The sequence below is a fragment of the Pseudoalteromonas galatheae genome (assembly GCF_005886105.2).
GTDB lineage: Bacteria > Pseudomonadota > Gammaproteobacteria > Enterobacterales > Alteromonadaceae > Pseudoalteromonas > Pseudoalteromonas galatheae.
Genome location: NZ_PNCO02000002.1, coordinates 1,075,191 through 1,100,000 on the forward strand (window position 1 = coordinate 1,075,191; position 24,810 = coordinate 1,100,000).

Below are 24,810 nucleotides of genomic sequence, written 5' to 3' on the forward strand. Positions count from 1 at the left end.
CCTGAAGGTGCGGTTTCTTTATGCGCCATGCGATGTTCTGTTGAGCTATAACGTGCAAGGTATTCGCTATAAAATTAAGCAATCACAATGATTTGAGCTAAAGTTTAGTTATGTGTTGAGTGATTAGTAATACAATGAAAATATTATTACTGTTTTTCTACCTGTTTAGCTCGGTTTGTCTCGCAGCAAACTCCAAGCAAGTGTTTCGTATTTATCATGACGCTGATTATTCTAATTTAAATGAGTCAGCCGAAGCGATAAAAATGGGATTTTTGACCGCATTCGATGAAGTTGATAATCAAATACAGGGTTTTAAGATTGAATTAGTGAGCAAAGATCATCGCGGTAATAGTAATCGTAGTTTGCTCCATTTTAAGCAATTTTTAAAAGATCCCAATGCTTTGTTAGTACTTGGAGGCGTGCATTCTCCCCCCTATATTAAATTTCGTCAGTTTATCAACGAGAATAAAGCGTTGTTGTTGGTTCCTTGGGCCGCTGGTGGACCTATTACAAGATACCCGAGTAAGGACAATTGGGTGTTTAGGCTTTCGGTAGATGACACCAAAGCGGGTAAAGTACTCATCAATTATGCAAATCAACAAGGTTGTGTTGCGCCTCATTTACTCCTTGAGGATACTGCATGGGGACGCTCTAATTACGACACATTGTTAGGAGAATATAAAAAAGCCAAGCCCAACAATGCTTTACCCGTATCCTGGTTTAACTGGGCCACTAAGAAAAATGAGGCGCGGATGATTATCCATAATATTATTGAAAGTGAACCACAATGCATCATTTTTGTTGGCAATGCGATTGAAGGAGTTGAGTTTGTAAGAGCCATGGCGAGTATTGATGAGGCGGAGCGCCTGCCGATTATAAGTCATTGGGGAGTGACAGCGGGTAACTTTTTTGGTGTTATTGGGGATAAGCTATCTGCAGATGTCTCATTGGCGGTACTACAAAGCTGCTTTTCTTTCGAGAATAAACCGTTAGGTGAGTTTTCAGCACGAGTATTTAATAGGGCAAGACGGCTTTTTCCAACTCAGTTTGCAACGCATGGGTTCGTTCAAGCTGCACCTGGATTTATCCATGGGTATGATATTGCCAAGCTTCTTATTGCGGCGGCAAAGCAAATAAAGCTGACAGATTCGGTTGCTACTAATAGAGCCTTGTTTAAAAGTGCATTGGAGGATTTGCAGTCGCCGGTCAGCGGCCTCATAAAAACCTATCAACGACCATTTCGGGAGTGGAGTGAAGAAAATGATTCCGCTCATGAAGCACTGACAGTGCAAGATCTGTGTATGGGACAATATCAATCCAATGGCAGTATTAAACTGGTTTATAGTTACTCGGGGTCAAATTGAAAAATAAACTCACCTTGACGAGTAATCGTGCCTTTTACGCCTTTTTAGGATTAACGGCTATCATTTCACTTCTGCTCAGTGCGCTCTTCGTTGGACTAAGAGCAAATGTCATAGTTGAAGATTTGGTAAGAGAAACGAATGAGACCCAAGCTCAACTCTCGGTAAACAATTTGACACAGTACTTGGAGAGCCGAAAACAAATACTATTTGATCTATCTTCGCACCCTATTGTTGTAAATGGTGCAATGGGAACAGGCTTTTCTGCAACACAATTACGAGATTTTCTGCGCAGTTTTCAAATTATAGGCAAAGCAGAGAAACTGATGGTAATTAACGTTCTCGGTGAAGTCGTGTATGCAAACTTTGACTCTAACGAAATATTAAGGCAACAGCCTATTTGGTTGGATAAGGTGATTAATGCTGAAATTAGTAATGCGATAGATTTAACTAAAGTTGCCAACCAGCATTTTTTTACGGTAGCGGTACCTATTTACTATAACGGCTTTGCTGAAGGAGCGCTTGTTGGTGAGTTTTCGACCAGCCTTGAAACCCTACTGGCGACTTCTTTAGATTCTCAACTTCATAGCATCTCGTTAAAAGGGCAATGGCTTGAATTTTCCGATGTTGAACGTGTTGAGGATTATTTTAGTATCAAGTCATTAGCTATTGGAACAACGGGGCTTCAATTAGACTATCGTTTACGAAAAAGCTTGGTTACTGACGAAGTGCAAATATTTGTCTTGGACCTTATAGGCGCGATAACCTTTGGGTTGCTCCTGTCCTTTGGCTTGCTTTACCTGTTTGGTAAACAACTATTGTTAAACCCGTTCAAGAAACTAGAAGAGTCCAGAGCAATACTTACGCGAAGTGAAGAGCGATTTAAACTCGCAATATTTGGCAGTGACGATGGCCTTTGGGATTGGGATCTTGAACGGAATACGGTGTTTTATTCAGATAGATTTAAATCTTTGCTCGGCTTTTCTCAAGAGACACAAGCCTTATTCTCTGCACATATTTCTAGTTTATTTGATCGTGTTCATCCAGCAGATCTCACCAATTTAGAAAACTCTATAAAATTCCATATGACGGAAGAAGAGCCTTTTGGTGTCGAGTGCCGAATAAAAACGAGGCAAAACAGCTATCGCTACTTTTGGCTCAAAGGCGCGGCAGCACTTAAAGATGGAAAAGCGAAGCGAATAGTTGGATCGCTTTCAGATATAACCGATCAAAAGCTTCATCAAGAAGCGCTGAAAAAGGCAAAGGAGCAAAATGACCTACTTGCTCAAGCAATAGAATGTGCAAATGTTGGCATTACAATTGTTGATGCAACAAACCCAGAATTACCGATCGTATTTGCCAATAAAGCTTTTAAACAGATCACCGAATATGGAGATGAAATACTTGGTAAGAACTGCCGCTTTTTGCAAGGAGAGCAAAGCCAACAGCAAGCTATAGACAAAATCAGAGCTGCAATAAAAGCCCAAACATTCGTCAAAGTCGAATTGATAAACTACACCAAATCTGGGAAGGCATTTTGGAATAGTTTACAGATCTCCCCTGTGTTTAATGAACAAAACCAAATAAAAGCATTTGTTGGCATCCAACAGGATATTACCGCTGCCGTCGAGGCGAAAAAAGAGTTAGAGCAAGCAAAGCAAGCAGCCGAGCTGGGGGCGCAAGCTAAAAGTGAGTTTTTAGCGTCAATGAGTCATGAGATCCGCACGCCAATGAATGGTGTAATAGGCATGTTAAGTCTGCTTGAAGATGAACACTTGACTCAAACTCAATTACATAAAGTGAGTCTAGCAATGGGAAGTGCCAAGTCGTTGTTAAATCTTATCAACGATATATTAGACTTTTCTAAAATTGAAGCAGGCAAACTTGAGCTTGAGTCATTAGATTTCGATGTTAGGGCTTTGCTTGGCGAGTTGATTGAATCCGTTGCTTTGCAGGCGCAGAAGAAGGGACTTGAACTTATTCTTGATGTTACCCAACTTGAAAAGCCATTGGTGCAGGGGGACCCGAGCCGCATTCGACAAATCATTACCAACTTAATTAGTAATGCAATCAAGTTTACCGAGCAAGGGGAAATTATCATTCGAGCTTGGTTTAGTGAGGTAGACGATAAGCTGAGGTTTCACTGCTCAGTTGAAGACACTGGGATAGGTATACCTGAGAGCAAAGCGGATGGACTTTTTGCTAAGTTTTCTCAAGTAGATGCTTCTACCACAAGGAAATATGGTGGTACTGGTTTGGGGCTTGCCATTGTCAGGCAACTCTGTGAGTTAATGGACGGCGATATCACCGTGAGTAGTCGGTTTGGTCACGGTAGCCAATTTGAATTCTTTGTTACCTTAGTTCACGGTGACAATACTCAATTCGAAGCGACAAAAGTTGATCTGAAAGGGAGCAAAATACTCTTAGTTGACGATAATCTCGCGACCTTGACGAGCTTAGAATCTCAATTGAAGCACTGGGGAGCGGAGGTGCGTAAAGCCAGCTCAGGCATACAAGCATTATCAATGTGTGAAGCTGAATACCAGCGTGACAAAAATGTATTTGATATAGCCCTATTGGATATGACTCTTAGAGGTATGTCGGGAGAGCAGCTTGGTGCTGCGCTTAAAAACGATAAACGATTCAAAGCGATTAAGCTTATCATGATGACGCAAATGGGGACTAAGGGAGATGGCCAGTTTTACGCAGAACGTGGCTATTCGGGTTATTTTCCAAAGCCCGTGACAACCAAAGACCTCTTTGATGCATTAACCATTTTGGCTGAAGATGGCAGAGCGTTGGCTAATGCGAAGCCATTGGTTACAAGTCACTATTTGAAGCTGGTAAGAAAGGCGAATGAAACCGAATGTGCTTGGCCAAAGCCTTGTCGCATTCTATTAGTTGAAGATAATGAGGTAAACCAAATAGTTGCATTAAGTATGCTCAAAAAATTGGGGATCACAGACGTTGAAGTTGCTGAGAATGGACTTGTTGCTATCGAGCTGCTCAAATCTCATCAAGATGAGTGCCGTTTTGAACTGATCTTAATGGATTGTCAGATGCCGGAAATGGATGGTTATCGAGCAACAGAGATAATTCGAGATGGATCTATTGGGGAGACCTATCAAGAAGTAAAAATCTTGGCCATGACTGCCAACGCAATGTCTGGTGATAGGGAAAGATGCTTAAATGTAGGTATGAACGATTATCTTGCAAAACCTATTTCGGAAGCGGCATTAAGTGAGAAACTACAATACTGGCTATACAAAAGCGAATATGCATCTACAGACGGTACAGAAAAAACGACTTAATGGGTAACTGAAGCAAATTGGCAATACTTTCTATCTATGGTAGTCTTTACTGTATATAAAAACAGTTGTCTTGGTTTGTGTTGAGAAAAGAGTTACCCGCCAAATATTACTTAAGCCACTTTAGTGAGCTTAGCGATTATTTACTTAAAGTATGTCAACCGCTATTAAGTCGTGCTCAGCGTGAGCTGCTGGCTGAGCTACACCGCTTGCCTGAAGATGAATTGTGTTTGTTAGTGCGGTTTATTTCCCGCAAAACTCCTTTTCTGGATATCAATTCACTGCGCTACGAAGAGATCAATAATATTTGTGAAGTCGCGCTTTCACTAAAAGCAAAAGGGTTCCTTCGCCAAGTACAACAAGACGACTTTCAAATATTACTACATTGCTTAACTAAACCATGTTTAATTGAACTCGCTGAGCGAGAAAACGTAACTAAGACGCCAAGTAAATCGGCAAAAAAATTGCTCTGGGTAGAGCATTTGCATCATTCTATCTGTGTTGAACATGTGAATGTACAAGAATATCTATCCAAGTATCTCACGCTCTCATTTCAAGCTGATATTGACTACTTTCTATTTTTGTACTTCGGTAAGGTAGGCCTTAGCTTGGCGCAATTTTCGATGCGGGATCTTGGTGTAATGGAAACCCGGAGCGCTAACGCCGCGTATCATGCACATTTTGAACAAAGATCAGAAGCAGTGAGCGCATTTTATTATGCAAATGCACTCAGTGCGCTCAAAAACACCCATGAAGATGAGTTAGTACAGCGTGCTAGCGAAGCCATAGCGCAACAATTGCCTAAAGTCGATGGGCAATATTCAGTGACTGCGAATGCAAAGTACCTGTTAACGCTTGCCAGAAAGTTGGGGCCTGACTCAAACCACTATAGTGCCTTATTGCGTATGAGTGAACATCCACAAGCCCGTGAGATGTTGATACGACATCATTATAAACAAGGTGAAGTTGAGTTGGTGCGTGAGCAATTAGAGCGCATATTACAGGGCGAAAACGATGAAACACTGATGATCTTCGCGGAAGACTTTTACCAGCGTAAATTTAACCAAAAACGTACCTCTGTACTTACGGATATGCTGAGAAAAAGTCAACCTGCAATCCAAATTGATGAGGCCTTTAAAGGGCAAACCGAAGCCGGTGTTATTGCTTATTACAAACGTCATGGTATCAAAGCTTACCATGTTGAAAATAAAATTTGGCTGGCCTTATTTGGATTGACCTTTTGGCAGGAACTGTTTTATCACCCGAGAAGTATCGTTGCGAATGGGTTTTCTAAAACTCCGCTGGCGTTAAAAGAAAATCGCTTTTACAGCGAGTTTGAGAAAGAGATTGAGTGCCGCTTAGCGAGTTTTACAGATACTTCTGCTTGGATGAACTGGCTTCTACGCCAGATGAGCGAACATTACGGAGAACCCAATCGGTTGTTTATTTGGCACGATAGGATGCTCGACGCAATAAAAATATTGTTGTCTAACGTGTCTATTGAGGATGTTAAATCTGTTTTAAGGCTAATGTGTAGTGACTTTCATCTGATGAAATCCGGTTTTCCCGATCTGATGATAGTCGATGAAAAAGCGGGCTTAAGGTTTGAAGAAATCAAGGCGCCTGGCGATAGTCTTAGCAGAAGTCAGCTGGTTAACATTTCTAAACTCTTGCAATGCAATATTCCCGCGCGACTGCAAACCGTTGAATGGCACATTTCCAAAGAGCAACCCTATGTCGTTGTCGATATTGAAACCACTGGGGGAAGTAAGGAGTTTGATCGCATTACCGAGATCGCCATGGTAAAAGTCGTCAACGGTGAGGTCGTTGCTAAATGGCAATCGCTTATTAATCCGATGCGCCGTATCCCACAAAAAATCACTGAGTTGACAGGGATCACTCAGGCAATGGTGAGTGATGCTCCGAGGTTTTGCGAAATCGTAGAGCAAGTTGAGCAATTTAGCCAAGGTGCTATTTTTGTCGCGCATAATGTGAATTTTGATTATGGCTTTATTCGGCAGGAGTTTGCTCGTGTTGATCAAGAGTTTACTCGTGCAAAGTTATGTACTGTGCAGTTAGGCCGAAAGTTTGTACCAGGTCTGCGCTCCTATGCGCTCGGAGCATTTTGCCAAGCGATGAATGTACCTTTGGTTAATCATCACCGAGCGATGGATGATGCTTATGCTACCGCTGAAATTTTCATTCAAATAAATAAAATAAGACAGGAAAATTAGCATGTCAGCCGTTCGTTTAATGCATCAGCAGATGGGCCTATTTTGGGGGACTGGCGTGTGGCTAGGGGCACTTTGTGTATCTAAGCTACCTTGGCAAGCGTTTATTTCTGCAGTGGTGTTGTTGGTTATCAACTTATTTATATTTGCACTTTTTTGGTGGGATAAGCGAGCTTCAACACTTGCTCAATCGCGCATTCCTGAGCGTAATTTGCTACTTTTTGGGTTACTCGGGCTCAATATTATCACACCAGTGGCGATGTATACACTCAGGCATAAAACCATCAAGCCTAGCTTTAATTTTAAGCTTTTGATGGTGCTCATGATGCAGAGCATCGTGTTCGGCATGCTGTTTATTTGGTTATTTATATAGGCCCTAATAGAATTTTTTATTGATAAATTTTCTTTGTTGACTAATTATCAATAGGATAATTGGTATCAGTGAGAGAACAATAATGAACAAACTAGAGACGCTATTAAGTCAGTATGCCATGTATCATCGCAGCAAAAAGAACATTCTGACTCACTTTTTTGGGATCCCGTTAATTGTGATTGCTGTTGTCGGCATGACTTTTATCCCACTATTCGATGTGTCAGGAGCTACCATCACGCTTGCCGCGCTGATAGGGTCAGTTTTATGTTGCTACTACCTGATGTTATCCCCCACTTTCGGACTCATGATGAGCGCAGTCATACTGGCTTTTTATTTCCTTGTTCAAACGTTAAATCCACTTATCGCTAATGCTGGGATAATGACCGTACTGTTTTGGGCTGGTGTTTTCTTTGTGGGCTGGGTGTTACAGTTTATAGGGCATTATTTCGAGGGGAAAAAACCTGCGTTCGTCGATGATTTGATTGGTTTAGCAATTGGACCATTGTTTGTGCTTGTAGAGCTTTTATTTGTATTTGGGCTATTCAAAGAGCTCGAAAACAAAATAGTGAATAATGCTGGAGAGTATAAAGCATAGGCAAATAGTTGGGCTGAAATGCTATTTCTGCCCAACTATGAAGACTGTCTAAGTTGTCATGCGAGTTTCTAATTTAGAGCCTTTTATTATGGTGATATCTTGGCAGTTTAATCTTACTCGGCCACAGCGAGTTTCTAATAAAAAGGTTGCTTCTGGGTAATCTTCGCCACCGGAATCAACAAATTGCTTGCGTGCGCGGTGAACCATAATATTCATATGGTTTGTTTGTACGCCGAGTGCTTTTGCTAAGTCATCGCGATAAACCCAACCTTGAACATCCGATTCAAGGCCTGCATCTTTATCTTGGATCCGAGTTCTTGCAAGCAGTAACAGTAAGTAGTGATGACTTCTGACGCCTAAATCTAGGTGTTTATCGTCCACGCTTAACGTTAGTTGAGTATCTTCTTCGTCTTGGCTTACGTTGAACTCTAGTGCTATTGGCTTGGCAGCTTTTTGGCATTCAAGGTGCTTAGTTACAGCAATGGTTGTGGCAGAAAAAAACATCCATTGGTCATTCATCAAAGATATAATACTACCGTCAATTAAGGCTTGACGATCTGACGTATTAAGATCTTCTAAAAACCAATAGTTAAGTAACTTATCGTAGTAAATGATGTGTTTAGGATCGTCTTCATTAGGTAAAAGCAATTGGTTGGTTACTTCAATTACTTTTTGCCTGTTTGACTGAGAAACTAAATATTGACACTCGGTTTGTAAATTCGCCGCCACAAACGAGTTTTGCCCGGGTGCTGCAAAATCAATCTTATCGTTTTCGAATAGCTGATAAGGCAAATTCTTATCGAGCTTTTTGTCGTTTATCCAGATGCCATTTGTGCTCACATCTCGGATAAACCATTTGTTTTCATTGAGTTCGATAATGGCGTGATGTCTTGAAACTCCTGGCTTGTCTATCAAGGTGTCTACGCTATATTTGTAGCGACCTACCGTATGATAGCTTTTAAGATAAACTCGTTCGAGTTTCTGTTCGTCGATTAAATAAGCCATAGTTAGTTCCGTATAACTTTGATGAAAATTACATGCTTATACAAAATAGATATCACAACTCAGCAAGGCGTAAATTTCATCTATATCAATGTATAAGTGCGGTGAAGCATACAATTTTATTTCCTTCGGCTCAACGATAAAGACCCACGATGTGGGTCTCGTTGAGGGAAGAATTCACCAGTACCAAGGCACTGGTTTGGTTTAATTTGGAATTACAGTTTTTTTAGTTTGACGCAGAATCCCAAAGCTAAAACCAATTGTTTGATATTAGGGTGATAAATCCTAGCAAACATGTTTAGTCTAAGTTGTTTATATAAATTTAGCTATTACACGGCATTACACTGAGGTTACAGGAGTTTTGGGGAGTGAGACTTGAATATATTCGCGGGGTAAACCATATTTTAATCAGAGAGAAAAGAAACTAGAACTCATATTTTTGCGTTTTAGCAATCTCTCTTACTTTTCCAGTTAGCTTAATGAAACGTTTACAGCCTTTACACTGGTTGCTCTTCTTATCTTTTGTTATGAATTGATTATAACAACATGAAAACCATACTGTTTAAGGGCTTTAGAAGCAGGAGTGCACAATGGGCAAGTATCGAGCATTAAAAACCGTTCAGTTGGAAGGGAAATTTCAGCTCTGTGATCACTTCGACTCTGAGCCTTTAAATATGGATAGCAGTGCGATTAAGGTGGTAACTGATTTTACCCGCAGACAGCCTCAGGTGATAGCAAAGGATGTCGATATTGATCATGCTTTATATATGATGAAAAATGGCCATGTGCGCTCAAAACTCGTTGTTGACGAAGATGATAATTTTTTAGGTGTAGTTAGCTGCCGCGATCTTACCGGTAGAAAAGCGTTAAGTGTTGCACAACGGAAGCAGGTGTCGAGAGAGGATGTATGTGTTGAAGATGTAATGGTGAGTAAAGAGGAGCTTTATGCCGTTCCATATGAAATAGTTGCTAAAAGTACGATAGGAGATGTGCTAGAAACATTACGGGCTTTAGGGTTGCAGCACGTTTTATTGGTTGACTCTGAAGGATTGAGAGGGATGATCTCAGCGAGTGACATCGCAAGAGCATTGCATATTCCAGTTAGTATCTTGCAAAAGCCAACTTCATTTAAAGAAATTTTTGGGGTCGTCAGTGGCAAGGAAGATTTAGCGAATTAGGTGTTATGATGACCAGCTATGTTACTCATAGTAGTATTTGAGAGGGCGTTCAGCGTCAGCCTAAGTTTGATAAACAGTCAGAGAACGTAAACCTGTTTTGTAATTTATTGCAGTAGATATGGTTTACGAAACCATATCTACTCAAGCATCAAAGACCTTCTTTTTGCAGGTACTTAAGTGCTCCTCTAATAGCTGCTACTTGTCCCGCAATACAGTTTTCTGGAGTTGCATTTTGACCATCAGGGTAAACTTCTGTTGTTGTTACAAAAGCGGCATTGGTCATACCCATACATAAACCTAGCGCAGTGCCATCGTAATTAATTACACCGTGCTGCTCTATATCAACACCGATTAATTGCCCATTTTCATCAGCATCTGCAATTTGGGTTACCTCAGCCACTTCTTCGATAATACGTTTTTGAAATTCAGCTTCAGGTTTCTGCGTATGCCCTACTAGATAGAAACCATCAGGTATATTCCAATTGTGATTTTCTTTACCATCTCTGGCTGCCAATGCTGGACGGAATTCAGAATTGTCAGAGTCAGTGGTTTCGTGTAAATCAATATGGCATAGCGTTTTCGCAGCTTTTTTGTCGACAAAGTTCATTGCCAATCGAGATTCTGGTGCAGGACTATCTGCGTAAAAAGAGCGGTTAGGGTCTACTGCTTCTGGATTCCAGCGGTTTATCGTTTCATAACCCCAAGGGCTCAAGCAAGGCAAGATAATGAAGTTATAAGCCCGTTCATATTGTTGTGCTTCTGATTTTGCAAAAGCAAGAGCACCATGCACACCGCTTGTTTCATAGCCATGCACGCCTCCGGTAACTAATATGATTGGTTTGTTTTGTTGCCAGTTTTTTGTCGTTAGTGCGTATAAAGAATAAGTTTGGTTGGGGTAGTCAAGCTGACCATACTCGGTTACGTCAAAGCCTTGCTTAAGCGCTTTTATTTGAGTTACGACTTCTTCAGAGTATGAGCGTTTGATTGTTTGATTTTCTAACCACAATGTCTTTTCTTGGGAAGTCCAAGGTACGCCCGGCGTACCTATTGCATATTGTCTTTGCATAATAACCTCTTTATAAATTTAGGTTATCTTACTCAACGCCCCTTTTTAAAAGCAACTTTATGAGACCTACTGCACACGGATATGTATAGAATTAAACATATCCTAAAAGTTTAAGGCTCTGCTGCTGCGCAAGATTGGGCTTGAAAGACCAAATCCTAAGTACTCCGGTTGCCAAATAAAGTTTTGTATAACTAAACCAAAGTAGTCGTTCCACAGAGATCTTTTCCACTTCTTCTGATGGAATATAGTGCTTTTGACCTAACAGGCTGTGATAAACCACGCCTTGATTGCAAATGATTACTCGACTTTGACCACTGAATATAGCCCATACCCCCATAATAATGTAAAACATGATTGCAGCTGAAAGCGTTAATTGGGCAAAAGAAATCAGGCTAATTTTTTCAGACACTATTAAGGTATCTAGGATAAGCAAGCTCAGCGCAATAATAGAAAGGGAAATGAAAAATGATAAGTTCATTCCTAGTTTTAACTCTTTCATTGTTGTTCCTATTTTTCTTCGATTGATTTTGAGAGTGTGCAAATTATTTCAACAAAATGAATCAATTGTGGAGGTCATGATCTTTTCTTATCAAATCAAACTTTATAACTGATATTTTGTTTTAAAGGTGCTTCTTTAGTCGTACTTATTAGAGCCGGTGGCCTTTGGATATAATCTACTTTGGCGATATCGAAAGTAACTTTGAAAATGTAAGGAAACTTTTTAATTGTGGAAAGTGAAGCTTGCTTATTTTCAGTCTTATACAGTCTGCTAGCCGTTGCGTAACTGAACTTGCACTTTTTTAATATGACAAACGGAAAAAGTTAGCATATGTTTAAATATTAGCGTTTTATGTTTCGTCTTGAAATATTGTAATCTTAATTTGCAGGAAAGGGTTAAGGAAGAATTATGAAATTTGAGCAGCTACTAAACCACTTTGACACGGGCATTTGTGTTGATCAGATGCAAAAAGAGGCCTTAATAGATGTCGCGTTATTGTTCATTGGTGTTGATGGCGTTATCAGTGAAAGTGAAAAACATGTGGTTAGAAAGTGGGCAAAGAGCTTACAGTGGAACTCTGCAATTGCATTAGACGATTATATCGAAGATAGCCTGTCTAAGTCGGTTGTTGCGATAAAAAATAATGATATTGAAGCTTATGTGCAGCACCGTATGAATAACATTGTTGATGAGCCTATGCGTAAACTTGCGAAAGATCTAGCGGTACGTGTTATTGAAGCTGATGGCAACGTAAAGCAAGCCGAGAAGGAAGCTTTGGCTATATTAGAGGCTGAGCTGTAATGCGTATCACCAACTAAGGCATTGTGGGTTTATGCTAAATAAGCACCACAATGCGCTTAATTCTGATTTACGTCAGCTTGCTTTGCGGCTCTAGCCTTAGCGTGATCATCTCGTTTATGCATGAGTAAACTGCTGAATTAGACGCGTTTGTTGCTCTATCTGATGAAGCAACTCTTGACTTAGAGCAAACGATTGCTCGCCGTGTTCAGTACCTTTTTCTGCCAGCTTTGTTACGCTCTCCACATTGAGGCTTATCTGCTTTACCACACCGCTTTGTTGTTCAATCGCTGCGGCAACGCTGCGGTTTAGATCGGCCAAATGCATAACATGGCTTTGAATGGTATCTAAGCTAGTACCGTTATTCTTTGCAAGGTCAACACTCTGATTGGACAGGTTATTACTCTTTTGGACGGATTCGACCGCTGAGCTAGATATGTCGTTGAGCTCTTTTAATAGCGTGGTGATTTCCTCTGTTGAAGATTGCGTTCGTTGCGCTAAAGTACGGACTTCATCTGCGACCACAGAGAAACCGCGGCCATGATCGCCCGCACGAGCTGCTTCAATCGCTGCGTTCAGTGCCAGTAAGTTGGTTTGATCGGCAATGGAGTTAATTACACTCAGCATATTTTGAATTTTGTCATTGCCAGAGACTAGGCGATTAACGGCATTGTTGACCTCCATCAGGTGCTCGTCAAGATAATGAATAGAGTCGATTACATCTTTAACTGCTGATTTCCCCAGCCCTGTTTGTTGCTCTGAGTGATTGGCAGTATCTGCGGCATGATTGACATTTTCTGACAGCTCATCAATGGTTTGTGAAAACTCTTCCATGTATACAACCATTTCTTTTGCTTCGCTGGTTTGCTGTTTAAGTAATTCAGAGACAGATCGACCGCTTTGGGTGGTGATTTTTGCATTTTCGCTGACTTGTAAGGAAACGTCATTCACTCGCCCAATAACGGCCGCAATTTTGGCTTTTTGCATTTCAAATGCCAAGCTGATATCGGTAATTCTATCGCGAGATCCACCGTAAATTATCGACATGATATCGTTATCAAAAATGGTTTTTGCTTGGTTTAATAAATGCGTATATTTTTTGTTAAATTGCAGCATTAGCCCTGTGGCGCTAAGCAGCAAAGCTAGAGGGATGAGGATTATCCAAAAACTATCAAACAGAGGCAAAATTGCAACAGATACAGTCGCCAATAACATTAAAGCAAGTGCGAGCGAATGACTATTATAGCGACGGATAGGTGCTTCTGAGTCAAGCGTCGCATAGGTTTTCTCTGCACGTTTGATTATCTCGGCAGAGGGGCAAGTTCTAACGGACTGATATTCCGAGACTTTACCTTGAGGATCTTTGATGGGTGTCACAAATGCATTAACCCAGTAGTAATCGCCATTCTTAGCTGAATTTTTTACTGGCCCCATCCAAGACTGACCACGTTGAATGGTTGACCACATATTTTTGAATGCTGCCTTTGGCATATCTGGATTACGTACCAAGTTATGAGGTTGTCCCAACATTTCATCCATACTATATCCTGCAATGTCGCAAAATGATTCATTAGCATAGGTGATACGACTGTCCAGATCCGTGGTTGAAAGCAGCACACTGTGCTTTTTTAACTTTATTTCCCTACCTGTTGTGTTTGGCATTGTTATTTATCTCGGTAGCTGACGACTGGAGAAATATAAATCTAAGACTTTATACTCAGAAGCATTTTTTACAAAATCGGGATATTAACACCGCATTTAATGACCAAGATCACGACTCTATAATTTCGTAACACCGACTTCAGCTTCATTGTGTTAAATCAACAAACTGAAAATATATTCATGTTATTGAATGTAATTAATGCCAGTACAAGTTGCTGTTCCGATCTCAGATTACTTTTTGCAGGCAAGGTGATAAACCAAGTATAAGGCGGCAGCAAGCCGCCTTATACTTTATGAGAAGAAACCAGTTACCAGTGGCTGATGCGCTTCTATCATCTTTTTACCGTTACACCAGACGCTATGTGGCGTGAGTGTTGCGGCATCAAGTAGTACAAGGTCGGCATCGCCTCCGACGCAAAGCTTACCTTTGTCCAAACCCAAGATGTGCGCAGGATTGGCAGTGATGGATTGCAACGCGAGCTCAATAGGTACACCAAACTGTTGCACCGCTTGTTGAAATGAACTAAGCAGTGACGACTCCGAGCCGACTTCAAACCCAACTAACTCATTTTGCACATTATATATAGGTAGACTGGCATGTCCGTCTGAGCTCATAGTGAGTTGTTGCGGATTAACGCCTTTGTCTAAACAGTATGCTAGTGCCTCAGCGGCGGCAAGCTCGCCATTAGCAAGATCATACTCAGTCGTGCTTGTAGTAAAGTCAATCGTTCCACCGGCTTTGCAAAATGCGATGCCTGCAGTTAGCAGCTCAGCATTGCGGTTCATATGCGTGGGGTAAAATTGATTGAGTGGTATTTCGGTCGACTGAGCCACCTCGTGCAGTAGCTGTAAATGCTCAACACCCGTACCCACGTGAATGGAAACTGTGCCTCGCTTCCCACTCAGTAGCCCCGCAGTTCTCGCTTCTGCGGCAACGCTTGCTAGCGCCTTGGCTGACGGCTGCGTGCCACGGTGGTCGGCAATAGCCACTTCGCCGACACCGATTATTTCGTCGATATACATAATATCGTGACGAATACTATGGCCCAAGGTCTTGATAGGTAAGTGATAAGAGCCTGTATGACAAAATGCGTTTAATCCTTCTTGTTTAAGCCCTTTGGCTTTTGCAACTAAGTCAGTATGGGTTCTGCTTACATCGTCGGTGCCAAGTGCGCCTATTACTGTGGTGATCCCGTGTTTGGTGGCATCAGTAAGGTTCATTTGCGGAGTACGGCTTGCAAAACCTGCCTCGCCGCCGCCGCCACTAAAATGCACTAAGGCATCAACAAACCCTGGAGTTAAAAGAAATGACGAGCCATCAATCAAAGAGAATTCTATACTGCTGTTTAATTCAATCTTTTCTTCGATTGCTAGAATTTTTCCTCCAGCAAAAAGCACATCGCGTTTTCCAAGCTTTTTTGGAGTAAAAAGCTCAACATTTTTAATAAGTGTTAGCATAAATTTATTGATAATTTGTTAGCTGAGCAAATAGGGTAACCACACTTGCTAAGGTGAAAAGAAGTAACATAAAGCGCCAGATAAACTGTACCCAATCATTCCAAGAAAGCTTGACCACGCCTAAGCAGCCGATCAAACTTGCTGATGTGGGAATAATAATATTAGTGAGTCCGTCTCCCAGTTGAAAAGCCAGTACCGCGGTTTGTCGCGACACGCCAATTAAATCTGAAAGCGGTGCCATGATGGGCATTGTGATTGCAGCTTGTCCGGAACCTGATGACACAAAGAAGTTAAATAAGGATTGAAATACGTACATAAGCCAAGCGGCAAGTGCATCGGGTACTTGGGTTATTAGGGTTGCAGCGTAATAGAGTAAGGTATTTAAAGTGGATGGAGTTTGTAGATCGGTACCACCTAACAATAATACCAGCCCTTTTGCCAATCCCACCAACAGCGCTGCAGGTAACAGCTCTGCGCTTCCAGTTTTAAATGCGTCTACGGATTGGCCGATGGATTGACGCCCTCCAAGTTTGGCGATGGCGGCAATAACCAGTCCGAGGATAAAAAACTGTGTCGCTAGCTCAGGAATATAATAGCCTTTTGCCGTGACGCCATAGATCACCCAAACAATCACCAGTAAGAATGCTAGTAATAAGGCTTTATCTACCAGCGCTAATTTATCTGGAGCGGTACTTACGGCAACGGCATCATGGTTTGTTCTGATTTTTGCGGCGTAGCGCACGGTAAAAACCAACCCAACCAGCGTAAATAAGGCTGTAAGTGCTACCCTAAATTCGGCGCCAGAGAATACCGGTAATTGTGCAATACTTTGCGCGATGGCAATGCTAAATGGGTTCATTGCGGAGGTGGCAAAGCCAATTTGTGTTGCGACATAAGTGACCAGAACTGTGACCTGAGCGTTATAACCAAGGCGTTGCATGATAGGATAGAGCACAATACAAAACGCGATGGCCTCTTCCCCCATACCAAAAATGGCTCCTCCCAAGGCAAAAGTGATAAATAGGCAGGGGATAAATAACCAATCTATACGTTGAGTAGAGTTGATCAATGCCATGATGCCATTGTCGATGGCTTTAGTTTGCATCAGTACACCAAACGCACCGCCAGTGATTAAGATGAACGCAATCACACCAATCGCTGCGCCATTTCTATCACCACTCACTAGCCCTTCAAAAAGCACATTAAATAAACCTGCTTCGCCTTGGGTGGCAAACAAAGGTATAGGAGCGGGCGCTTGCGCTTGAAAAAACTGCGAGAGCGCAACCGCTTCTTGTGTGCCTTTAAGCTCAAAAGCGCCAGGCAAAATGAAGTGGGACACCCCATAACAGAGTCCTGCAATCACCAGCAAAATAACAAATGCGTCGGGCATTTTTATCGTTTTTCGCATAAATATAACGAAAATGGGGTTGCCCCCATTTCTCCATTAGAACTGGTAAGTTAATCCAAGCGTATAGTTAGTCCCTAGCGCATTGTGATTAATTGAATCGAAGCCTCGAGAAGAGCCATATACTGTAGGTGGTTTCTTATCGAAAAGGTTATCAATGCTGAGTCTCACCCTTAGACCGCCAGATAATTGATAACCAGCGCTGACATCTACCACTGTCCAGCTGTCAACGTCTCGTTGTGATTCACTATCCAGTTTGCCAAGCTCAGCAAGTTCTTCGATTTCTCTTCCTCGTAGCCCTTCAATATCATCAGCGTAGCTGTCAGTATAGTTTGCTCCTAGCGAGATATAAAAATCATCGGCGTTATAAGTTAATGAAACTCTGCCAATATTTTCAGGATATCTGAATGTGCCTACGAGTTCTTCAGCTTCATCTGAGCCGGGTTTATTGCGCTCATATTCAAGGTAATGAGTGGCATCTAGTTTGACTATTAAATCTGCGTTTTCGAGTCTAAATCTATGGTCAAATTTAATGTCTAGACCCGCAATGTCTTGGCTTCCTGTGTTCTCTAGCTGAATAACGTGGTCTCGATACAGTTGCAAGCTTTGTGAGCGTGGATCAAATTCATTGATATAAGCAGTTAAAATTTCATCTAAATTTGCGCCACTTTGCGTGATGCTTAAACCTTGGGTGTCGGTAACGCTACACACATCCTCATCGTATGAAACTCCCATTTGGCCTTCAGGAACAAGTCCACAGTGGCGTAAAGAAGCATTGCTGATAGCTCGGTTGAGTACAGCAGTCATGTTAGTATCGATGACATCAGTGTATTCAAACTGCCAATAGTCGATGGTAACTGTGGTATCACGAGTTGGACTCCAAGCAACCCCCAAAGATAGTGACTCGGACTCTTCGGCATTAAGCTGGCTATTACCTAGCTCCAGAGAATTTACGGTGACTTGTGTACCATCACCTTCACAGTAGAGATTGGCAACGGCTTGATTAGCGCCACAATCAAAAGTCGAGGTGGTAGTTCTTAGTTTTACTCCCGCTTGCGTTAAAGATGGGGCCCTGAATGAAGTTGACCAGCCGGCACGGAGCATTAATGCATCGTTTGGACGATAACTAATACCAATTTTGGGATTAAAAGTTGAGCCAAAGTCATCAAAGTGGTCATAACGGCCTGCCAGTTGCATCTCTACGGTGTCGGTAAGGGGAATATATAGTTCGGCAAATGCACCTAGTTGTGTTCGCTGCGCATTTGCAATGCTTGAGCCATAACCAAATACATCGACTAGGTAATCATTGGTGGCATCCGCAACGGCATCGCGAGACGGCGTATCTGAGAGCTCTTCATTTCGTGCCTCAACACCAAAGGAGGACTGTACCGAGATATCTTGCCAAGTAAATAATTCACCTGAGATAGTAAAGTCCCAGCTATAAATCTGACTGCTTCCTTCCCTTGTTGGACGTGCTTGAGTCAGGGCTAAGGTAGCATCGTTAGCACTATTACCTACTAGAAATGGGTTATAAAAGTCCAGTAGGCTAGCATTTCCACAGCTTAACTGGCCATTGCTGATATCTGCAATATTACCATCGTTACAGAGTTCGCCGGCCAAAGCCGCGTGGAATTTATAGCGATTGTAAACGCCTTCGGTGGCTAGCTGATCAGATGTTGACTCAGAAAACATGAGCCCCGATATCCAATCCCACTGGCCTAATTGGCCCTCTAAACTTGAGACCAAGCGCATATTCTGGCTTTCGACCTCAATGGTACGTGGCGTATTAAAGCGGGCATCAAACTGAAAACCCCATTGCTCTTGTCCAAGTAAGGTATCGAATGGGTCGATATAGAGTGACTCTAGCAATGGGTTATTACCATTTTGGTCGTCAAAAATGAATAGGGCATCCTCTTTCACCCAAGGGCCTTCGCCATCATCTAGCTGATTGATTGCGGCAGGTGTTGAGTATGCGGTGGACTTGGTTTTACTGATGAAGAACTCGGTTTTCCATGTTAAATCACCAATCTGTTGATTAAACATTGCACCACCCGACATGCTTTCAAATGGTGTTCTTAACACATCGTCTTGATTACCATAATAAGCGCAGATCTGTTCACCATACTCAGTGGTTACCAGCTCACTCATACAACCGGGAGCTGGGAGCTCGTTGCCATCACGACTGCTGTAATAATAAAGATTTGGTGTATTCTCGAGTTTGGGCAGGTAAGAGTAACCATTTATGAGGCTTGGTGTTGCAAGATAATCCCTGTCTGTTGCGTCGAATTGGTTGCGGTCATAAAAGTCAGCAAATAGCATCAGGTTACCATCGCCAATCTCAGTTCCCCAAATGAGGTTAACTTGTATTTTCCCTTCATCGGAGCTTTCGAGGCTATTTCCATAGCTAACTTCTAGCTCAGCACCATCGTAATTGTCTTTGAGAATGTAGTTAATCACGCCTGCCACAGCATCGGCGCCGTAAATTGCAGAGGCACCAGTGGCTAAAATCTCAACACGTTCAATTGCAGCAAGTGGAATGGCGTTTACATCAACAAAGTTCTGAGTGCCAGCTGCAAAAGAACTAGGGGCGACACGGCGACCGTTGATTAAGGTTAGTGTGGCTGAAGGGCCCATCCCTCTTAGGCTTGCAGCGGCTTGACCTGCCGGAGTTGAGGTCGATGTGCTGCCGCTTTCGCTGGTAGAGAAGGTGCCTGAACCTCCTTTTAATTGCGGAATATCTTGCAGCAGTTCGTAAATGGACGATGCGCCAGTGCGGTCAATATCTTCTGCGCTCAGAATGGTGATAGGCTGTGTCCCTTCAAGATCAACTCCTTTGATCCGCGAGCCCGTAACTTCAATCCGCTCAACCGAGGTTGTGTTTTGATTATCTTGTTCTTCTGCCTGAGTTGTTAAACTAGAAGCAGCCAAGGCTGCAGAAATTGCTATGAATAGTCTGTTGTACATTACTTCACCTACTTTCTGTTGATGAGGGGCTTAGTAAAGGCAAGTGGCGTTATTTCTGTATTTATACCAATTGAATTAACTCTTTAATCAATTTGATTATTTACTTAATACATTTGGTATTATTTTTTGTGATGATTAATCGACTCACTGGTACTTGGATGTTTGCTAAAGTGATAGCAAAGCGCCTACAGCACCAGCTGCACGAATAAGGATCACGCCACTGCGAAAAATCGCGATAAAGCGCCTATACACAGCCGTTTAATTTTTATAAGAAATTAATAGGTGGGGTTGCATTCAATAGACAACACCACGGTATTACACCGTGTGTCTACTCGTCGAACCACTCTGAAAGGTAGTGAGGTGAGTAGAAGTAGCAAACAAATTTGAACGCTTTCTTCAACATAGTTTCATCTCGTGTTTTTTGACAATGCAAACTGGCTTGTGCTAGCTTGCTCTTTGCAATGTTCATTAAAATTTATAGCACAAGCGTTTTTGTGCTGACAAGTCGTTTTTAACAAAATTGTTTGGAATTTATCATGAATGTTGCGTTTTTTACCCGCTCAGTTATCACGGTGTGCACGCTTTTTTTCAGCTTAACCCCTTCTGCACAAACACTTTATTTAATAGGTGGTGCACTTAAAACTTGCTCTAGTATGGCGACAAATAATTGTGAAGAAAATGTCGAGTTTTCTGCTGCTGCGAAAACACATTTATTATTTTCTGTTGATGAAATGGCAACAAAAAGATTTGCCGGTAGTTGGCCTACCGCAAATAAAAAGCACCTTAAGCGCACCTTAAAACTGCTGGAAAATTTACCGCTAAATAAGGCGCTGTCTAAAACTGATCTTACCCAATGGGTTAAACAGTTGGATGATGAACTATACCGAGAGTGGAGCAATAAAGAGTTTTACTTTTTCTTTGATATGCTCGAGCTGCCTTTGTTGTATCGGCAAAAGCGGATCCCTGAGTTGGTCAATACCGAAGGGAATAGTGAAGTCGCAAGCACTGAAATTCTAGAAGATATCGTCGCGAGTATTACTAAAACCAAGCATAAAAAGTTATTACTTGTGACTGCGTCATCTCGAGACCCTTACGAGTCTGCAGACTTTTACCAAGGGTTGTTTCAAGACTACGATATCGACGCACAATGGTTACCATTAACTCCTGCACTAGCCGCTGCAATCAACAACAACGCTTGTAAAAATCTAGATTTTTACCGAAATACGCTTAATGGCGTTTATAATCGAGAAGCCGTTTACCCAGATAGGACACTGAGTGAGTATAAATTGTGTCAGCGTGGTGTAGAACAAATAACACGACAAATAAAGAGCGCCGATGCTATCATGTTCAATGGCGGTGATCAGTCGCTGACCAAACAAGTCATATACTCCAGTGATACGCAAACTCCCTATCCTTGGACTGTGGCATTAAAACAAGTTCCGATCGTGATTGGAACTAGCGCAGGCACTGCGGTGCAGTCAGGTGGAAAGAATAACTTTGGCAATGTGCCTATGATCACCAATGGTAGCAGCATTGAGGCGTTGCAAAATGGGGCGCTAAATGCTGCTGCACCTGCGCAAAACTGTGATATACATGGAGGGTGTGGCAAGTTAATTTCTGACTCATTAACTTATGATCCAGCGGGTGGGTTAGGGACCTTTTCATATGGCATTTTAGATACACACTTCAGCGAGCGAGGCAGAAGCTTTAGGCTTGCGGTGCTTGCTCAGCAAAGTGGTCAAAAGTTTGGCTTTGGTGTCGATGAAACTACGGCACTAAAGCTTGAAAAGACCACCGGACGCTTTTCTGTAATAGGTAAAAAAGGTGTGGTTGTGGTTGAAGCGCTCACTCCACAGCGTTTTTATTACTCATTTTATCCAGCGAGCAGTAAACACCTTATGTCAGCATTGTATAACGTAGCAAAAAACGTCCAACCACCGCTAAAAGGTAAAGATAAACGGCTGTTGATTAGTCATCTGCTTGAGGAAAATGCACTGCGTGATGTGGTGCAGAAAATGTGCGCAGATCAAACCCAAAAAGTGGAAGCATCTCAGCAAAACTTGCCTACAATTTATATAACGCGAACCAGCGAAAGCCGCTGTGATAAACAAGAAAGTGGTATGTACTTGGTGAAAAACATGGCAATAAACTGGGTTTTTGACTGAGCCGCAGTGCTGAACCCTAAGACGATCCCTGTGCCGAGCGTGACCAGCTAAATTACAGGTTACTGCTCAGCAACAACCAAGTTAAGACTTGCATACCTCGGTGGTATTGATGGTTAGTTGGCATGCCTGCTTTTGTTCCGCTTGCCAATGTTGAACGTCAGACTGTGCGGTGCAGCCGGCATCTTCAATCAGTATCACCTCATCTTTGCATAACAACAGGACTGCGTGGTTTGCCTGCGTTTCTACCTTGAGTTGATAACCCTCAAACGATGCAATTTTGCTGGCATCGTTATTAATCGCTGCCATTAGTAGCGCTTGTGGGTCGTCAAATTTCTTGGTGCTGAACTTTAAAGTACCATCCACAGCGGCAGCAATATCTTTGAGCTGAGAAGCAAGATCAGCCATATCTTCAGGGTTATTGCTGTATGCTGTTTTGGTGCATCCCAGTGACAAAACAATAACGGCGGCAAGTGCTATATATTTCATGTTATCGCTCCCATGCGGTTAAATGACCTGACTCATCTTTACCGGTATCTAAGTTCCAGTTTCGGATTTCGCCGTATGCTTTTCTCTCAAACACAGCGTTAGCGATAATGGTTATATAGTACCTAATATTATCAACCGCTTTACCGAAAATTTCATTGTAATGCATTGGCGTATCGGGGGTAGTTAGGTGTTCGATGTAGTCTTGATTTATTTCATCTTTGCGTGGATAAAAAAGACCTCTACCTGCGGCTACATGTCGCGCGATAGGGAAAAGTCGATAACCTTCCTCGACGCTATCGACAACTAACTGAAAGCCATCATGCCAAGCTTCAAAGTCTGGTGCTACATCATTTGAATAGTCAGTGTGGACGAGTGCTAATATATGCTGCCAAATACTTTGAATATCGCGATCAAAAGTGCCGTCGGCATTAGTACATGATCCGATGTTGAGTTTAACTCTATCGGCATGGCCAATTTCACCTAAATTTAGCCGCTCCCAGATAAACGAGTCTTGATGCATTTCACAATCGCGATGGGCTGTTTGGTTTTGCTCATAGGGGCCAACTTTTAATTCCACAACGGGGTGGATAGTAATGTCAGCTGCAACGTGAGACATATAACCGCAAAGCCAAGCAAAGCATTTTTCTTGCGCTTCCCCATCCAGTGTTTGGCAATATGCTATAGCCGCTTTAATTATCTCTCCCGTACGCTCGTAATGCATCAAGTCAGCCCACTTATTCTGCTCCAATTGGCCAACAGCCAAATAAGGGTAATCTGGTGAAACACACCCAAGTTCTACGTACTTTTGTTTAGTGCTAAGAATAAGCTTAGCTTTAGTAGGTATATCCATCGCCATCAAAGCGTTGTTTTCAGTTGCTAAATTAGCTGCTGTGATATGGGCGAATGCACCTGGCATAAGTGACTCCTTGTTCTGAACAGTGCTCTTAATATTAGTTTAAGAAAGCGAACTTGGAAATCAATGGCCAATATAATTCGATAATTGCTTTAATTTTAACTTTGCCTTAAGTGCTAAAAATTACTATGTAGGAGTTTGGTAGCGAGCAAAACGAGAGGCTACGACATATATAATAGATATACGGTGCTAATGTATATTGAGAAGACGATTGACTTAATGACAAACTTTTGAAAAGCAGCGCTTTCTATATATCCTCCAATCCGTATCCAATCAATATCAACAGCGCGGATTGTTTGAGGTGAAATACTAATAAGATGTAAGCTAAATATGAAAGTCAGAAAGGTAACTTAAAGGATTTATTGAACAGGGTAAGGAAAAGCTGGTCGGCATAGCAGGATTTGAACCTGCGACCCCTGACACCCCATGACAGTGCGCTACCAAGCTGCGCTATATGCCGACTTGTGCTTTACTATACGGATTTTTTTTTGAAAGGCAATAAGTGGTTGGTTTGTTTGGACATTAAATGAACTCAAGGGGAAGTTTTTGTGGTCTTCTTCATATACGGGTGAGTTTTATAAAGAAAAAGCGCACTAAATATCAGCATTAGTGCGCTGTATTGGTCTATTTAGTCCAAATGCCCTTTGGTAGTGTTTTTTCTACTTCTGGGTTGGTACTCGGATCAAACTCTGGGGTTACGCCAGCTTTAAGCTGCTTTTTATAATCCGTAGCAAGCCACATCACGACTTTACGAAGCATGAAGAGTGCAACCACGTTAACTACAGCCATTAGCCCCATTGAAATGTCGGCGAGAGTCCAAACTAGTCCAAGTTCACTTACCGCACCAAACATTACCATACCTAATACACAAGCTCTGAATACCATCATGCCTTTCTTTGAATGATGATCTAAAAACAGAAGATTGGTTTCTGCGTAACTATAGTTGGCAACAATAGAGGTAAAAGCAAAAAATAAAATAGCGACTGCAACGAAAGTTGCACCCCATTCACCTACATGGTGAACCAACGCAGATTGTGTTAACTCAATGCCAGTCAAGCCTGAATTTGGCTCAAGCTGACCAGATAAAAGGATAAGCGAAGCTGTCGCTGTACAGATCACTATAGTGTCTACAAATACACCTAGCATTTGCACATAACCCTGCGATGCAGGATGGTTCGGGTTTGGTGTTGCACTTGCTGCGGCGTTTGCAGCGCTACCCATACCGGCTTCATTTGAAAATAAGCCGCGCTTGATCCCTTGAAGCATCGCTTGCATTACGGCGTAGCCAATAGCACCAGCACCTGCTTGTTCAATACCCATTGCACTTTTTACTATTAACATGAATA

At 42.1% G+C, this 24,810-nt stretch carries 18 protein-coding genes and 1 tRNA gene (1 of these 19 cut by a window edge); 8 read left to right on the top strand and 11 right to left on the bottom strand.

From position 1 onward, the window contains the following. Window positions 1-134: 134 nt before the first annotated feature. The 5 genes from CWC29_RS22525 to CWC29_RS22545 all read left to right on the top strand — a co-directional run bounded on the left by CWC29_RS22525 (window position 135) and on the right by CWC29_RS22545 (window position 7,868). Window positions 135-1,364 carry an ABC transporter substrate-binding protein gene (locus CWC29_RS22525; RefSeq protein WP_138523550.1) on the top strand — a complete coding sequence of 410 codons (1,230 nt, stop codon included), beginning with the start codon at window positions 135-137 and terminating at the stop codon, window positions 1,362-1,364. Then, window positions 1,361-4,672 carry a PAS domain-containing hybrid sensor histidine kinase/response regulator gene (locus CWC29_RS22530; protein WP_138523552.1) on the top strand — a complete coding sequence of 1,104 codons (3,312 nt, stop codon included), beginning with the start codon at window positions 1,361-1,363 and terminating at the stop codon, window positions 4,670-4,672. The genes CWC29_RS22525 and CWC29_RS22530 overlap by 4 nt, the downstream gene beginning before the upstream one ends. Before the next feature lie 77 nt (window positions 4,673-4,749). Beyond that, on the top strand, window positions 4,750-6,903 hold the full coding sequence (locus CWC29_RS22535) for an exonuclease domain-containing protein (RefSeq protein WP_138523554.1): 2,154 nt from the start codon (window positions 4,750-4,752) through the stop codon (window positions 6,901-6,903). A gap of 1 nt (window position 6,904) precedes the next feature. Next, window positions 6,905-7,273, top strand: coding sequence for a DUF1294 domain-containing protein (locus CWC29_RS22540; RefSeq protein WP_138523555.1), 369 nt, complete (start codon window positions 6,905-6,907; stop codon window positions 7,271-7,273). Between the two features lie 82 nt (window positions 7,274-7,355). Next, the gene (locus tag CWC29_RS22545) at window positions 7,356-7,868 is read left to right on the top strand and encodes an Mpo1 family 2-hydroxy fatty acid dioxygenase (RefSeq protein ID WP_138523557.1); all 513 of its coding nucleotides are present in this window, start codon (window positions 7,356-7,358) and stop codon (window positions 7,866-7,868) included. Window positions 7,869-7,916: 48 nt separating this feature from the next. Here CWC29_RS22545 and CWC29_RS22550 read toward each other — a convergent pair whose 3' ends face one another. Beyond that, the gene (locus CWC29_RS22550) at window positions 7,917-8,873 is read right to left on the bottom strand and encodes an FHA domain-containing protein (protein ID WP_138523559.1); all 957 of its coding nucleotides are present in this window, start codon (window positions 8,871-8,873) and stop codon (window positions 7,917-7,919) included. A gap of 587 nt (window positions 8,874-9,460) precedes the next feature. Between CWC29_RS22550 and CWC29_RS22555 the strand changes: the two genes are divergently transcribed. Beyond that, window positions 9,461-10,048 (top strand): CBS domain-containing protein, encoded by a 588-nt coding sequence (locus tag CWC29_RS22555; RefSeq protein WP_128726172.1) that lies wholly within the window; start codon window positions 9,461-9,463, stop codon window positions 10,046-10,048. Between the two features lie 148 nt (window positions 10,049-10,196). On the opposite strand, the gene CWC29_RS22560 is transcribed toward CWC29_RS22555, so the two are convergent. Together CWC29_RS22560 and CWC29_RS22565 are read right to left on the bottom strand one after the other, a co-directional pair. After that, entirely contained in the window at window positions 10,197-11,114 is a 918-nt protein-coding gene (locus CWC29_RS22560; protein ID WP_128726171.1) for a M14 family metallopeptidase, read from the bottom strand. 91 nt (window positions 11,115-11,205) lie between these two features. Beyond that, on the bottom strand, window positions 11,206-11,613 hold the full coding sequence (locus CWC29_RS22565) for a hypothetical protein (RefSeq protein WP_128726170.1): 408 nt from the start codon (window positions 11,611-11,613) through the stop codon (window positions 11,206-11,208). A 408-nt stretch (window positions 11,614-12,021) separates the two neighbouring features. Between CWC29_RS22565 and CWC29_RS22570 the strand changes: the two genes are divergently transcribed. Further along, window positions 12,022-12,414 carry a tellurite resistance TerB family protein gene (locus CWC29_RS22570; protein ID WP_128726169.1) on the top strand — a complete coding sequence of 131 codons (393 nt, stop codon included), beginning with the start codon at window positions 12,022-12,024 and terminating at the stop codon, window positions 12,412-12,414. Between the two features lie 114 nt (window positions 12,415-12,528). Here the strand turns inward: CWC29_RS22570 and CWC29_RS22575 are convergent, their stop codons facing one another. From CWC29_RS22575 to CWC29_RS22590, 4 genes are all read right to left on the bottom strand, one after another. Next, window positions 12,529-14,073, bottom strand: a complete 1,545-nt coding sequence (locus CWC29_RS22575; protein WP_128726168.1) for a methyl-accepting chemotaxis protein — start codon at window positions 14,071-14,073, stop codon at window positions 12,529-12,531. Window positions 14,074-14,364: 291 nt separating this feature from the next. Then, on the bottom strand, window positions 14,365-15,531 hold the full coding sequence (iadA, locus tag CWC29_RS22580) for a beta-aspartyl-peptidase (protein ID WP_138523561.1): 1,167 nt from the start codon (window positions 15,529-15,531) through the stop codon (window positions 14,365-14,367). 4 nt (window positions 15,532-15,535) lie between these two features. Then, window positions 15,536-16,939 carry a putative basic amino acid antiporter YfcC gene (yfcC, locus tag CWC29_RS22585; protein ID WP_138523563.1) on the bottom strand — a complete coding sequence of 468 codons (1,404 nt, stop codon included), beginning with the start codon at window positions 16,937-16,939 and terminating at the stop codon, window positions 15,536-15,538. A 36-nt stretch (window positions 16,940-16,975) separates the two neighbouring features. Next, entirely contained in the window at window positions 16,976-19,900 is a 2,925-nt protein-coding gene (locus tag CWC29_RS22590) for a TonB-dependent receptor domain-containing protein (protein ID WP_138523565.1), read from the bottom strand. A gap of 536 nt (window positions 19,901-20,436) precedes the next feature. Between CWC29_RS22590 and CWC29_RS22595 the strand changes: the two genes are divergently transcribed. Next, complete coding sequence (locus CWC29_RS22595; protein ID WP_138523567.1) at window positions 20,437-22,065, top strand: cyanophycinase; 1,629 nt, start codon at window positions 20,437-20,439, stop codon at window positions 22,063-22,065. 81 nt (window positions 22,066-22,146) lie between these two features. Here the strand turns inward: CWC29_RS22595 and CWC29_RS22600 are convergent, their stop codons facing one another. The 4 genes from CWC29_RS22600 to CWC29_RS22615 form a co-directional block, all read right to left on the bottom strand. Next, on the bottom strand, window positions 22,147-22,551 hold the full coding sequence (locus CWC29_RS22600; RefSeq protein WP_128726163.1) for a hypothetical protein: 405 nt from the start codon (window positions 22,549-22,551) through the stop codon (window positions 22,147-22,149). Between the two features lies 1 nt (window position 22,552). Further along, window positions 22,553-23,467: a zinc dependent phospholipase C family protein gene (locus tag CWC29_RS22605; RefSeq protein WP_138523569.1), complete on the bottom strand. Its 915-nt coding sequence runs from the start codon at window positions 23,465-23,467 to the stop codon at window positions 22,553-22,555. 380 nt (window positions 23,468-23,847) lie between these two features. Further along, a tRNA-Pro gene (locus CWC29_RS22610) sits at window positions 23,848-23,924 on the bottom strand. Window positions 23,925-24,088: 164 nt separating this feature from the next. Continuing rightward, on the bottom strand, window positions 24,089-24,810 hold the 3' portion of the coding sequence (locus tag CWC29_RS22615) for an alanine/glycine:cation symporter family protein (RefSeq protein ID WP_128726161.1). Its footprint extends 697 nt past the window's final position; the window shows 722 of its 1,419 coding nt (coding positions 698-1,419); the start codon falls outside the window, past its right edge; it ends in the stop codon at window positions 24,089-24,091.

What these genes read in the sequence shown, in the direction of transcription:
- CWC29_RS22525 (WP_138523550.1), top strand. Translation starts at nt 135, where the DNA reads ATGAAAATATTATTACTGTTTTTCTACCTGTTTAGCTCGGTTTGTCTC.
- CWC29_RS22540 (WP_138523555.1), top strand. Translation starts at nt 6,905, where the DNA reads ATGTCAGCCGTTCGTTTAATGCATCAGCAGATGGGCCTATTTTGGGGG.
- CWC29_RS22545 (WP_138523557.1), top strand. Translation starts at nt 7,356, where the DNA reads ATGAACAAACTAGAGACGCTATTAAGTCAGTATGCCATGTATCATCGC.
- CWC29_RS22550 (WP_138523559.1), bottom strand. Translation starts at nt 8,873, where the DNA reads ATGGCTTATTTAATCGACGAACAGAAACTCGAACGAGTTTATCTTAAA.
- CWC29_RS22555 (WP_128726172.1), top strand. Translation starts at nt 9,461, where the DNA reads ATGGGCAAGTATCGAGCATTAAAAACCGTTCAGTTGGAAGGGAAATTT.
- CWC29_RS22560 (WP_128726171.1), bottom strand. Translation starts at nt 11,114, where the DNA reads ATGCAAAGACAATATGCAATAGGTACGCCGGGCGTACCTTGGACTTCC.
- CWC29_RS22565 (WP_128726170.1), bottom strand. Translation starts at nt 11,613, where the DNA reads ATGAAAGAGTTAAAACTAGGAATGAACTTATCATTTTTCATTTCCCTT.
- CWC29_RS22570 (WP_128726169.1), top strand. Translation starts at nt 12,022, where the DNA reads ATGAAATTTGAGCAGCTACTAAACCACTTTGACACGGGCATTTGTGTT.
- CWC29_RS22575 (WP_128726168.1), bottom strand. Translation starts at nt 14,073, where the DNA reads ATGCCAAACACAACAGGTAGGGAAATAAAGTTAAAAAAGCACAGTGTG.
- iadA (WP_138523561.1), bottom strand. Translation starts at nt 15,531, where the DNA reads ATGCTAACACTTATTAAAAATGTTGAGCTTTTTACTCCAAAAAAGCTT.
- yfcC (WP_138523563.1), bottom strand. Translation starts at nt 16,939, where the DNA reads ATGCGAAAAACGATAAAAATGCCCGACGCATTTGTTATTTTGCTGGTG.
- CWC29_RS22590 (WP_138523565.1), bottom strand. Translation starts at nt 19,900, where the DNA reads ATGTACAACAGACTATTCATAGCAATTTCTGCAGCCTTGGCTGCTTCT.
- CWC29_RS22595 (WP_138523567.1), top strand. Translation starts at nt 20,437, where the DNA reads ATGAATGTTGCGTTTTTTACCCGCTCAGTTATCACGGTGTGCACGCTT.
- CWC29_RS22600 (WP_128726163.1), bottom strand. Translation starts at nt 22,551, where the DNA reads ATGAAATATATAGCACTTGCCGCCGTTATTGTTTTGTCACTGGGATGC.
- CWC29_RS22605 (WP_138523569.1), bottom strand. Translation starts at nt 23,467, where the DNA reads ATGCCAGGTGCATTCGCCCATATCACAGCAGCTAATTTAGCAACTGAA.